The organism is Escherichia sp. TC-EC600-tetX4 (genome assembly GCF_019356055.1).
Taxonomy (GTDB): Bacteria; Pseudomonadota; Gammaproteobacteria; order Enterobacterales; family Enterobacteriaceae.
Genome location: NZ_CP079924.1, coordinates 1,233,348 through 1,246,381, shown reverse-complemented (window position 1 = coordinate 1,246,381; position 13,034 = coordinate 1,233,348). Strand labels below are relative to the sequence as shown.

At 53.5% G+C, this 13,034-nt stretch carries 7 protein-coding genes; all 7 read right to left on the bottom strand.

Annotation, left to right across the window (positions count from 1 at the left end):
* Nucleotides 1–5 precede the first annotated feature (5 nt).
* The 7 genes from hisS to yfhM all read right to left on the bottom strand — a co-directional run bounded on the left by hisS (nt 6) and on the right by yfhM (nt 12,992).
* Complete coding sequence (gene hisS, locus KXD89_RS05980) at nt 6–1,280, bottom strand: histidine--tRNA ligase (protein WP_001107167.1); 1,275 nt, start codon at nt 1,278–1,280, stop codon at nt 6–8.
* A gap of 110 nt (nt 1,281–1,390) precedes the next feature.
* Nucleotides 1,391–2,509 carry a flavodoxin-dependent (E)-4-hydroxy-3-methylbut-2-enyl-diphosphate synthase gene (ispG, locus tag KXD89_RS05975; RefSeq protein WP_000551807.1) on the bottom strand — a complete coding sequence of 373 codons (1,119 nt, stop codon included), beginning with the start codon at nt 2,507–2,509 and terminating at the stop codon, nt 1,391–1,393.
* A 26-nt stretch (nt 2,510–2,535) separates the two neighbouring features.
* Nucleotides 2,536–3,549 (bottom strand): cytoskeleton protein RodZ, encoded by a 1,014-nt coding sequence (rodZ, locus tag KXD89_RS05970; protein WP_001090866.1) that lies wholly within the window; start codon nt 3,547–3,549, stop codon nt 2,536–2,538.
* Between the two features lie 284 nt (nt 3,550–3,833).
* Complete coding sequence (locus KXD89_RS05965; RefSeq protein ID WP_000003317.1) at nt 3,834–4,988, bottom strand: bifunctional tRNA (adenosine(37)-C2)-methyltransferase TrmG/ribosomal RNA large subunit methyltransferase RlmN; 1,155 nt, start codon at nt 4,986–4,988, stop codon at nt 3,834–3,836.
* A gap of 149 nt (nt 4,989–5,137) precedes the next feature.
* Complete coding sequence (gene ndk, locus KXD89_RS05960) at nt 5,138–5,569, bottom strand: nucleoside-diphosphate kinase (RefSeq protein WP_000963837.1); 432 nt, start codon at nt 5,567–5,569, stop codon at nt 5,138–5,140.
* A gap of 148 nt (nt 5,570–5,717) precedes the next feature.
* Nucleotides 5,718–8,030 (bottom strand): peptidoglycan glycosyltransferase PbpC, encoded by a 2,313-nt coding sequence (pbpC, locus tag KXD89_RS05955; protein ID WP_001137675.1) that lies wholly within the window; start codon nt 8,028–8,030, stop codon nt 5,718–5,720.
* Entirely contained in the window at nt 8,031–12,992 is a 4,962-nt protein-coding gene (gene yfhM / locus KXD89_RS05950) for an alpha2-macroglobulin (RefSeq protein ID WP_000736312.1), read from the bottom strand.
* Nucleotides 12,993–13,034 lie beyond the last annotated feature (42 nt).

Here is a 13,034-nt window from a genome sequence, read left to right as displayed (position 1 = left end):
CTTCCTTAACCCAGTAACGTGCGCAAATGCGCGGCTACGCTATCCTGCGCAACTGCCGTTTGCTCACCAGAGCGCAAATCCTTCACTACTGCTGTGCCGTTAGCCACTTCAGACTCACCCAGCACCACAGCAACGCGGGCACCCCATTTATCAGCACGGGCAAACTGTTTCTTAAAGTTGCCGCCGCCGTGGTTGGTCATCAATTTCACGCCCGGTAATTCATCACGCAGACGCTCAGCTAATGCCATAGCCGCAGATTGTGTATCAGCACCTGAAGCCACCAGGTATATATCGACAACAGGATCGGCTTTAAATTCCGGATTAACGGCCTGTACTAACAATACAAGACGTTCGAGGCCCATAGCAAAACCGACAGCCGGTGTTGCACGACCGCCCAGTTGTTCCACAAGACCGTCATAACGACCGCCTGCACACACGGTGCCCTGGGAGCCGAGACTGTTAGTCACCCACTCGAAAACGGTACGGTTGTAGTAATCCAGACCACGCACCAGACGCTGGTTTACGGTGTAAGCGATCCCCGCGCTCTCCAGCAGTTTGCACAGACCGGCAAAATGCTCACGAGATTCCTCGTCCAGATAGTCACCTAATGCCGGAGCGTCGTTGAGAAGCGCCTGCACTTCCGGATTTTTTGAATCCAGCACGCGCAGCGGGTTAGTGTACATGCGGCGTTTGCAGTCTTCGTCCAGCTTTTCTTTATGCTGCTCAAGGAATGCCACCAGCGCATCGCGGTAATTGGCGCGTGCTTCCAGCGAACCGATAGAGTTCAGCTCAAGAGTTACGTGCTCGGAAATACCCAGCGCGCGCCACCAGCGGGCAGTGAGCATAATCAGTTCAGCGTCGATATCCGGACCTTGCAGACCGAAAACTTCGCAGCCCAACTGATGGAACTGACGATAACGCCCTTTCTGCGGACGCTCGTGACGGAACATCGGCCCGATATACCACAGACGCTGTTCCTGATTGTACAGAAGACCATGCTCGATGCCGGCGCGTACACAGCCCGCCGTCCCTTCAGGGCGCAGAGTCAGGCTGTCGCCATTGCGATCCTCAAAGGTGTACATCTCTTTTTCAACCACGTCGGTGACTTCACCAATCGCACGTTTGAATAGCGGGGTCTGCTCTACAATCGGCAAGCGGATTTCACTGTAACCGTAGCTGCCGAGCACGTTTTTCAGTGTGCCTTCAATGCGCTGCCAGATGGCCGTTTCGCCAGGCAGGTAATCGTTCATGCCGCGAATGGCTTGAATGTTTTTTGCCACGTTTATTCTCTTTCTGAATATAAAAATGAACCCTCAACGCTTCCCTCAATGTTTCGGGAGCCATGCGGGTTCAATCATACACGGGAAGCGAGGCGCTTCCCATCACGTTATTATTTTTCAACCTGCTGAACGTCAATTCGACGCGCTTCGTCCAGCTGACTGGCTTTCGCACGAATGCGTGCTTCCAGCTGGTCGATCATATCGTTGTTGTCCAGACGGTCTTTGCGCACGCCATCTTCATAGAGGCCGCTTTTCTTGTTGCCGCCGGTGACGCCGAGTGTAGAAACCAGCGCCTCACCTGGGCCATTCACCACGCAGCCGATAATCGAAACGTCCATCGGAGTGATGATATCTTCCAGGCGTTGCTCCAGCGCGTTAACCGTACCGATAACATCAAATTCCTGACGCGAACAGGTCGGGCAGGCGATGAAGTTGATCCCTCGCGAACGGATACGCAGCGATTTCAAAATATCGAAACCGACTTTGATCTCTTCGACCGGATCGGCCGCCAGCGATACGCGCAGCGTGTCGCCGATGCCTTCAGACAGCAGCAGACCTAAACCAATGGCGGATTTTACTGCCCCGCTGCGCGCACCACCGGCTTCGGTGATCCCCAGATGCAACGGCTGATCGATCTGTTTTGCCAGCAAACGATAAGACTCAACAGCGAGGAAGACGTCAGACGCTTTCACGCTGACTTTGAACTGATCGAAGTTCAGGCGATCGAGATGATCAACATGACGCATGGCAGATTCCAGCAACGCCTGCGGCGTCGGTTCGCCATACTTTTCTTGCAGATCTTTTTCCAGCGATCCGGCGTTAACGCCAATACGGATCGGAATGTTTTTATCGCGCGCACAGTCAACCACCATGCGAATACGCTCTTCATTACCGATATTGCCAGGGTTAATACGCAGACAATCGACGCCGTATTCCGCTACTTTCAGCGCAATGCGATAGTCGAAGTGGATGTCAGCCACCAGCGGCACGTTAACCTGCTGTTTGATGAGTTTGAACGCTTCTGCCGCGTCCATCGTCGGTACGGATACACGGACGATATCAGCGCCAACGCGTTCCAGCGCCTTGATTTGATTGACCGTTGCTTCGACGTCTGTCGTACGCGTATTGGTCATGGACTGTACGGCGATGGGAGCACCATCGCCAATCGGCACATTCCCAACGTAAATACGTGTTGATTTTCTACGTTGAATTGGAGCCTGGTTATGCATGAAAAATCTCCCGCGTTACCCGTCTGTTACTGCGCCGGTGATTGTTCGGCATTGAGGGTCAGACGCGCAACCTGGTTAGTTCTGATAAAACGACTCAGATCGACAGGTTTCCCTTGATACTGGATCTGTACTGCGGCTGGCGCACCAATTTTCAGTTTGTACGGTGCCTGGCCGGTTAAGTTCAAATTACCGTCTTTACGCTGCATACCGCTAAACAATTTTTTACCGGTAGCATCAGTGACCTCCAGCCAGCAATCGGCAGTAAAGTTCATCACCAGCGCATTCGGATCAGCCACCGGCGTGGTCACGCCAGCCTGATCGGTTGGCAACGGCGCAGCACCATCTGGCGTTGTTGCTGCCGTTGGTGCCGGGGTCGCGGCGGTATCAACATTTGCCTGCGAAGGCGAAACAACCGCATTCTGTTGCGGATCAACAGCTGGTGCTGGCGCAGTTACGGCAGGTGTTTGCGTGTTGGTTGCGGTAGTATCCACAGACGCTGGCGGCGTGGACGTTGTAGCCGGGTCTGTAGTTGTCGACGTATTTAATGGAACACTCTGCCCCTGCTCGCTATTACTGCTCAGTTCCGCCGAAGATTGATCGGCCATAGTGGTGATCTCTTCCTGCTGAGCTTTGCGGTCTTGCCACCACCAGGCACCGCTCAGGCCGATAACCACAAACAACACCAGCCAAGTGAAGGTCATCAGCCAGCCGTCGCGTTTTTTGCGGCGTTTACCGAGGGAAAAACTCTGCATCGGCGCAACTTTTGCAGCCCGAAGTGGAGCCTGCTTTTCCAGCCCTGGCAGCAGTTCTTCTTCTGGAATATGTACCAGACGCGCATAAGAGCGGATATATCCGCGCAGGAATGTTGAAGCAAGATCGGCGGGTGCCTTATCTTCTTCAATGTCGCGTACCGTGGAAACCTTCAGGCAAAGTCGCTCGGCAACGGCCTGCTGACTAAGTCCTAGTTGTTCGCGAGCATTACGCAGGCGAGCGCCGGTAGTAAGTGCTTCATTTTGGTCGTGCGTGGCTTCAGTATTCATTCGCTGCAGGTACGTTTAAATGAGAATTGAGATGCCGGTGAACCATCATGCTCACCCACACCGCGAAACATCCGTTAAGTTAACCGTTATCATACAGTATAAGACCGTCTGTGTGCTCGTGACAAAGCCCACATTCACTAAGGCTAACTTACTGTTGCATCGTTACATACTGCCTTAAAGTCAGCAAAAACGCACCGTTAATATTGACCAGACAATTGCAACTTAATACTTCATTCATAAAACATTACGCCACGGTACATAAAGTAACCGTGGCGTAATGGCTATCAGACCGCTTTAATGTCGATGGCTTCACCCTGCATCCGTTTACGCAGGGTACGTTTCGTACGGTCGATAACATCGCCCGCCAACTGACCACAGGCAGCATCGATATCATCACCACGAGTTTTACGCACAATAGTGGTGAAACCGTAGCTCATCAGCACTTTTGAGAAACGGTCGATACGGCTGTTCGAGCTGCGTCCATACGGCGCACCCGGGAACGGGTTCCACGGGATCAGGTTGATCTTACACGGCGTATCTTTCAGCAGTTCCGCCAGTTGGTGCGCGTGTTCAGTGCCGTCGTTAACGTGGTCAAGCATCACGTATTCAATAGTGACTCGGCCCTGATTGGCGTTGGATTTCTCCAGATAACGGCGCACCGCAGCAAGGAACGTTTCGATATTGTACTTTTTGTTGATCGGCACAATTTCGTCACGAATTTCGTCGTTCGGCGCGTGCAGGGAAATTGCCAGTGCAACGTCGATCATATCGCCCAGTTTATCCAGCGCCGGAACTACACCGGAAGTGGAAAGCGTGACGCGACGTTTAGACAGGCCAAAACCGAAATCATCAAGCATGATTTCCATCGCCGGAACGACGTTGTTCAGGTTGAGCAGCGGCTCGCCCATGCCCATCATCACTACGTTAGTGATCGGACGCTGACCGGTGACTTTTGCTGCGCCGACGATTTTCGCCGCACGCCACACCTGGCCGATAATTTCCGACACCCGCAGGTTGCGGTTAAAGCCCTGCTGGGCGGTGGAACAGAATTTACACTCCAGCGCACACCCCACCTGCGAAGAGACGCAGAGCGTGGCACGGTCGTCTTCCGGGATATACACCGTTTCGACGCGCTGATCGCCAACGGCGATCGCCCATTTAATGGTGCCGTCAGATGAACGCTGTTCTTCAACCACTTCCGGTGCGCGGATTTCCGCCACCTCTTTCAGTTTGCCGCGCAACACTTTGTTGATGTCGGTCATCTCATCAAAGTTGTCGCAGCAATAGTGATACATCCACTTCATCACCTGATCGGCGCGGAAGGGTTTTTCACCTAAATCTTTAAAAAACTCCCGCATCTGCTGACGGTTGAGATCCAGCAGGTTGATTTTTCCATCTTTCGTGGTGACGTTTTCAGGTGTGACTAATTGTTCAGACATATGCTATTCCGGCCTCGTTATTACACGTTATGGCCCCTGGAGGGTTGAAAAAAGAAACGCCCCGGTGAGCGGCTGCTCGTCCGGGGGCGCTGCATTGTACAAATTCTGGCGCACGGATGCCACGTTTGCACGCGGCATTTACGAAATTATTAACGGGTGCGCGGGCACACTTCGCCTTCGCCAAAGAAATAAGCGATTTCGCGAGCGGCAGATTCGACGGAATCAGAACCGTGGGTACCGTTTTCGGTCAGGCTGTCAGCGTAATCAGCGCGCAGAGTACCAGCCAGTGCGTTTGCCGGATTGGTCGCGCCCAGCAGATCGCGGTGACGCTGAACGGCGTTTTCACCTTCCAGCACGGAAACCACGATCGGGCCAGAGGTCATGAATTCAACCAGACCATCAAAGAACGGTTTTCCATCGTGTTCAGCATAAAAGCCACGTGCCTGTTCAACGGTCAGGTGCAGCATTTTGGTGCCAACAATTTTGAACCCTGCAGCTTCAAAGCGCGCAAAGATATTACCAATGACGTTTTTTGCTACCGCGTTCGGTTTGATGATGGAAAAAGTACGTTCAATAGCCATTTTTACCTCTGTAAATTGTTCTGTTGTTGTCTGTACCAGCGTACGAGATGGCGCGGATTATAATGAGCAACAGGGCCGTTGACTATTGATGAAGGTAACATTTTTTTAAAATAAAATGAGTTTTAGCAACAATCAGGGACAAAACAGACTATTGCATGACAAATTTCACTGTCGCGATTTGCCCCACGTCATCCATCACCAGCAATTGATAATCACCTTTATCCGTCAAATGCAGGGTCACGTTGCGCCCGCGTTCAGTTAACGGTTCGCCATTCAGAAACCACCAGCGTTCACCTGCCCCTCCACTTGATTGCAACGGCAAAGTCGCTTCCGCTGCGCCCGGTAAACGTTTAATAATCGCGCCATCGCGAACGCCTGTCAGCTGCAGCGGGAGCTGGGCATCGTGACCGTATGGCGGGCAACTTGTCGAGGCCGGTGGTAAGCGCACAGCGCGACGTTCTGATGCGGGCAGCCAGGGTTCCAGCGGTAGCGGCCAGACATTTATCATTTCTTGTCGCGCTTGCGGGCAATCAGCGGCAACACGTTTGCCATTTTCATCCAGCCAGATGGGGAAACGAATGCCATTAATGCCTTCCTGCTCCGGCAGTAATAGAGTTGGCGGCTGACTCCCGTCCAGCAGCCAGGTTGCCAGGCGGCGGCGACAGTTACCGTCACCTTCCGGCAAAGACTGTCCGCCCGGCCAGCAGATAACGCCACGAGTGACTGAGTTCGGGCGCGGGTCTTCCGGCAGATTCGCACTGCGCGACAGTAAGATATTATTGACCTGATTCAACAATGGTACGGCACTGGCAAAGCCAAACTGACCAACAACGGGCGTGCCGTCCGGTCTGCCAGTCCAGATCCCAATGACATAGCGAGCGTTAACCCCAATCGCCCAGGCGTCACGATAGCCATAGCTGGTGCCCGTTTTCCATGCCAGTGGGGCGACGCGCGGCAAGGCACTATCCGGCAAGGGTTGCGCTTCATCAGCCATAATCCGGCGAATGATCCACGCCGCCCCCGACGACATTAAAGGCCGTTCAAGCAGCGGATCGTCAGGCTGTAAGCGCAATTTGCCTGCCTTGCCGTGGCGAGCAAACGCGGTATACGCTGCCGCCATATCTTCCAGTTTTGCACCAGCGCCGCCGAGAATGAGTGAAAGATTCGGCGCAGCACCGTTGGGCAAATATAACGGCAATCCAACATTGCGTAACTTTGCCGCAAACCGTTTCGGTCCATAGGCTTCCAGCACCTGCACAGCAGGTAAGTTCAGCGAGCGCACCAGCGCCTCGCTCATGCTGATCGGGCCATGAAAACCGCTATCAAAGTTACCTGGTCGATAATCACCGGTGCGCCGGGGGACGTCTTGCAGCAGTGATGCCGGGTGGATCAAGCCTTCATCCAGCGCCAGACCATAAACAAACGGTTTGAGCACTGATCCTGGCGATCGGATCGAATTGACCATATCAACATGACCAAAGCGTGAATCATCGTTGAGATCAACCGATCCCACCCAGCCGCGAACACGCATATCGGTATGATCAACCACGATCATCGCCAGTGAGCTGCGCGGTGGCAACCGCCCTTTCCAGTTTTGCGCCAGTTCTTCCAGACGTCGTTGAAGACCGGCATCCAACGTAGTAGTGATTTTGTCGCTTTTGCTTTTACCGAGCATCATGCGCGAAAACAGCGGTGCCAGTTGCGGCATTTGTCGGGGGGCCAGCCAGATGGGTTCTTCCCTTGACTCTTTTACCTGCTCACGGGACCACACACCTTGCACGGCCATCCGTTCGAGCACTTTATTACGCGCGGCTTCGGCACGCTCCGGCCAACGATCCGGGCGAAGACGGCTGGGCGCTTGCGGCAAAACCGCCAGCATTGCCGCCTCGGAATAGCTTAAATTCGCAGGCGATTTTCCGAGATAAGCCCAACTTGCCGCACCGATCCCCTGCAACGTACCGCCAAACGGAGCGCGGTTAAGATACAAGGTCAGAATTTCACGCTTAGACAGATGCCATTCCAGTTGCAACGCGCGCCAGAGCTGGCGAATTTTGCCGCCAAATGTTTTGGGGTGAGGATCAAGCAGACGAGCAACCTGCATAGTGAGCGTGCTGCCACCGGAAATAACCCGTCCCGAAGTGAGATCTTGCCATGCTGCGCGCGCCACCGAGAATGGATTCACCCCCGGATGCTTCCAGAACCAGCGATCTTCATAATTGATCAGCGCTTCAAGGTAACGTGGAGAAACATCTTCGATTGTTACCGGATAACGCCAGATGCCGTCAGCATCGGCGAAGCGCCAGAGCGGCGTACCATCCTGCGCCACGACCACTCGTGCGGGATTGACTTCATGCAGCGGTAGAGGCCAGAGTTTATCTGCTCCCCACGCTGCAAGAAAAAGGAGAAAGGGCGCGGCTGCCAACGTTATCCAGCAGCCGCGTTTGGTTAACAAGCGAGGCATTTACGGTCTGACAATCAGCAGATCTTCAGCCGCGCCGGTCGCCCGCCATTGGGGAACATACATTGATTCCACCATCGGTTGCGGTACCTGATACGTTCCCGGCGTCACCGCCCGCGCCAGATACACCAGCGTTACCGGTTGGTATTCATCAACGGCAACCGCCGCCACAAAGCGATCGTCACGGAACTCAATGTGCTTAATGCTCGCCTGCTGCATCTGGTTCAGTAAGTTCTGCACTTCGCCACCACTTTGCTCCAGGCTGGCGCTACCGTTCGCCAGATTCTGGTTTTCCAGTTCCAGACCCGCAGGCAGCAGATCCACGACTAACGCATCCGGCACGCTGTTACTGGCTTTTACCTGCAACCACACCAGCACCAGATCGCCGCTACGTAACGAGTCCAGCGATTTGCTCTTACCATCAGTACCAAGAATATGACGCTCGATTTGCAGCACATTGTTCGCCGGTAAAGGTGCGGATTGCGGATAACCGCTGGCATCCATACGCAACCATAACGGCTGATCGCCACTGTTGCTCACCTGCAAGGTGACAAGTTGATCGCTATTCAGATTGCTGTTTTGCGCTTTCTCGCCTGTCAGCTGCTCAGCTGAGAAAGAGGTTTGCGCCTGCCATTTACCGGGTAAATCCTGAATCGTACGGGCAGCCAGGAACAACGCGTTACTTTCCTGCGTCGATAGCCAGCGTTCACCAAACGCCTGCTGCGAAAGTGTGTTCAGCAAAGTGTACTGCTCATCGGGTAGCAGTTTATTTTCTTCCAGCAAGGAGAGCATTAACGCGTTGTCGCGCAGTGAACTACCGTAATCACCCAGCCATATCCGCTCATCACTATTACGCGGCGTTTTCAGCGCCAGCGCAATCGCTTCTTCACCACGCGTCGCATCACCCATGGTTTTCAGCGCAACGCCAAGTTGCAGCAGCGGTAAACCAGAAGCGGCATCTGCACGATGCTCCCAGATTTCACGCAGCGCACCCAGCGGAGCCTTTTGCTGACGGGCCAACACCAGCGCAGCGTAAGACTGTACGGCGAATTTACTGGCTTTGAGATTATCCGCGTACGGGATCGACATCATGCCCGGATCTTGTAAATAGCGCAGCAGACGCTCATTACCCCGGTTAATGGCGTCTGTCGGCACGCTGTAACCCTGTTCGCCTGCGCGGACCAGGAAATCCATCACGTAAGCCGTCAGCCAGTACTCTTCGTCACCGTTTTTATCCCACAGCGCAAAGCCGCCGTTATCACGTTGCATTTGCAGCAAACGGGAAATGCCGATATCGACCGATGCACGGCGTTTCTCATCACTGTCGCCTTTGATGCCCAACGCCTGCAGTTGGGCTGCGTTGGTATAAAGTGACGGAAACAGGCCGCTGGCGGTTTGCTCAAGACAGCCGTACGGATACGCTTTTAACTCTTTGATATAACGTGCGATGTTCAGCGGTGGTTTGCCGCTCAACAACAATTGCCCTTCCAGCGTAACAGGCGAGAAGTTTTGCAATCCATCCGCCGGAATCGCCCATGTCTCACCAGGCTGTAACGCCGTACCGTAATTAACCGTTTGTGCCGGGAACGCCGGACGGACGCCGATTTTCCACTGCTTATGCTGATCGGCAACGGTTTCACCCGGTAACGCTAACCCGCTAATGGTGGCCTGAATTTCTCCATCGCCATAACCCGGCAATGCTCGCACCGGGATAAACAGCGTAGTACGCACACCTGGCGCTAATTCAACGGCTGCGGGTGAATCGCTGACCAGTTCAAGCAAACCACTGGCGGTCAGGGCAACGTTCAGTTTTTGCGGTTTATCGGTAAGATTAGTGATATCCAGCGTCAGACGCGAGGTATCGCCACTCGCCATAAAGCGCGGCATGTTCAGTTCAGCAATCACCGGTGCGGCAACTATCACTTTACTTTCGTTGCTACCGAAGTCATCTGCCGTCCAGGCTTGCGCCATGACGCGCAATTCACCGTTAAAATCGCCAATCGGCAGTGTAACCGAGCCTTCGCCCTGTTCGTTGAGCGTTACCGGCAGCGCCTGCTGCACGACAATATTGACGTGATTGACCGGCGGTTTACCACCACGTTTCAGCTCATCACCATCGCCACCGAAACGCAGAGCTGCCAGACGCCCCTGACCTTCAATAACCTGACCGTAAATATCGTAAATGTCTGCGCCATAGCGTTTCTGACCAAAGAACGCCTGCCACGGATCTGGCGTGACGTAGTCAGTAATATTCAGCACACCACTATCAACGGCAGACACCAGCACATTCACCTGTTTAGGCTTCTCGCCATTTTTAGTGCTGGCTTTAATTTTCACGGTTAATGGTTGATTGGGACGCATTTTTGCTGGTGTTTCCAGCGCCAGATCGAGGCGACGGTTTTCATCGCCAAGCGGCAGATGCAACACACCAACCGCGCGTTTTGGCGTCGCGGAGCGAGATTTATCGCCAGGACGTACCACCAGCGTACTTAAATACAGATCATGACGATTCCAGGTTTTATCGACCGGAATCGTCAGATCCAGCCCTTGAGCCCGAACATCAATCTCTTGCCACCACAGCGGCCCTTCACTGGACTCGACCATCGCATAACCTTTACCCGCCGTTGGCGCGGCGATATGCAACTTAATGGTGTCGCCAGGGCGATAACTGGCTTTATCCAGTTTCAGCGTGACACGGTCGGGTCGCACTGCGCCGCTACCGTCGCTGTTGTCCTGCCAGCTATAGCCAGCCCAGAAACGAACACTACTGACCGCTTCATTCGGCGCTTTGACTTCCAGACGATAAGCGCCCCACTCTACCGGAAAACTGACCTTGCCGGTTTCGTCCGCTTTCAGATCCAGAGTTTGTTCATTTTCGATCAGATCTTTTTGATCAAACTGTGACTGCCAGCCTTCATCTTCTGACCAGTTCCAGTAGTAATCGCGGCGTTCGCGAATCAGGCGCACCTGCAAGCCCGACACGGCTTTTTTCACGCCTTGCGCATCGCTATAAACGATGTCAAAAGCGGCGTTACTGCCTTCATCAACAATGGGCTGTTTCACCGTGCTGTCAGTACGATAATCGTAAACCGATTTCGAGGCGAACTGCGGACGGATCCCCGGCAATGCATCGGCAGGCCAGATAGCCTGCTCAGCGCGGCGCGTCACCGGGCGACCGCCCGATTCCAGCAAACTACCCTGGAAAATAACCTGTAATGGGGAATGCGTTTCCTTCCACTGGCTTTCTGTAGAAACTTCGCCGCGCCCTTTATCATCCAGCGTCAACTGAACTTCATCCAGCGTGCGGGAAAGATTTTCGGCAGCTATATCGCCGAATTCAAAACCAGGTAAGGCTGACACAGCTTCACGCAGTGGGCGCAGGAAAAGTTGCCCTTGCAAAGTATTACCATTAGCAGGTGCACCATACAGGTAGTACCCCACCACGGAGAATTTCACTTCATCTTTCGGCGTTAGCGGGGTTTTCTCACCGGTCAGATTCAGCGCCATGCGCTCTGGCATAAAATCTTCGACGTGGAAATCCCACATCCGATACTGATTATCGCCCGTGTTAGCGCGAATATGCCACATACCGGTTGCCGCATTGCTATCGAGTGGCCAGGTAAAGTGGTAGAGGCCATTCTCCGGCTGACTAACGACGCTCCTGAGTACCTGCCCATCGGGTTTAATCACGTCTAACTTGATGGGTTGATTGGGCAACGCTTTACCGTCTGCATCACGCAGCAAACCATTGAGGATTACCGTTTCACCTGGGCGATAAAGATCGCGTGGGCCAAACATGAAAAACTGTTTGCTATAGCCTGGCGCGCCAGCAATGTTAAATTCTGCTAAGTCCAGCGCCGGAAGTTTTAAATCGAGTAGCGTTGTCTGACCGTCTTTACGCGCCAACAGTAATGCCGCGTTTTTATCATTTTCCAGCTGCACATGCCCCTGAGCGTCACTGGTTGCCTGAGTCAGAGTCTGCCCTTTCTCATTTAATAAAGAGACTTCAATTCCTTGCTGGGCCGCGCCGTTTTCCAGACTTTGGGTAAAGATATCCAGACGATTGTGATAACGGTGAGCTGAAACGCCGATATCACTTAACGTAAACAGCGTCGCGGGATTACTGTAATCGTAACGTCCAGCCTGATTCATCACAGCCAGATACACGCCCGCCTGCTGAAGCGGTTTGATATCGCCCAGCGGCAGCAATAATTTTTCACGGGTGTTACGCGCAGGATTGAGATCAAACCGTCCGGTGTAGACCAGATCCGCCATCTGCAGCAGTTTGTCTGACTGCCAGTTCGCCAGCGAATTGCGGTATTCCCATTGGCTAATGAATGCTGGCAGAGATTCTGGCTTAACGCGGAAGAAGTTAACATCGACATTATTAACGTTGAGCGCCATTACCGGCAGCCCTTCAACGACTTTGCCAGGCAGCAGCGAACCACGGCTGGCAAAACCGACGCTGGGTTGGATGTCGCGGGTAGTTATAGTTTTTTCGTAATCTTTACTGAAGGTTGCGTTGTTGAGTGCTTTGACCTCCTTGCCAATAGTAACGATCAAATCACGTTTCGGTTCGAGGTGGCGTAAACGTAACTCTTTAAGATTATCTGACAGCTCCCAGGCACCATCCACTTTGCCGCTTTTTTTATCGACGACATGAATAACGCGTGAGAAATCCTGATCCGGGTCGAGAGGGATGGAGAACGTCAGCACCAGCGTGGCTGCACCATCAAGTTGGACTTCAGAGAGATCCAGCAATGTCAGCACCTTACCGGCACTCTGTTGGGCCAGTTTTTGTCTCTCCGGCACGGAGAGTTTTGCTGAACTCGCGTTTTCTGAAGAGGCCGCTTTAGTAACTTCAGAAGGCGCATCTTTTTTCACCGCTGTTGGCGCGTTATCGTTGTTGTCGCACCCTGCCAGCGCCAGCATTAGCATGCAGGCGGCTACGCGTAACTTTTTCATTTTTCATCCCTGCCACAATGGCCCGTTAGCAACGTCGAATAA

Coding starts and splice junctions, on each gene's coding strand:
- rodZ (WP_001090866.1), bottom strand. CDS start 3,549: ATGAATACTGAAGCCACGCACGACCAAAATGAAGCACTTACTACCGGC.
- KXD89_RS05965 (WP_000003317.1), bottom strand. CDS start 4,988: ATGTCTGAACAATTAGTCACACCTGAAAACGTCACCACGAAAGATGGA.
- ndk (WP_000963837.1), bottom strand. CDS start 5,569: ATGGCTATTGAACGTACTTTTTCCATCATCAAACCGAACGCGGTAGCA.
- ispG (WP_000551807.1), bottom strand. CDS start 2,509: ATGCATAACCAGGCTCCAATTCAACGTAGAAAATCAACACGTATTTAC.
- pbpC (WP_001137675.1), bottom strand. CDS start 8,030: ATGCCTCGCTTGTTAACCAAACGCGGCTGCTGGATAACGTTGGCAGCC.
- yfhM (WP_000736312.1), bottom strand. CDS start 12,992: ATGAAAAAGTTACGCGTAGCCGCCTGCATGCTAATGCTGGCGCTGGCA.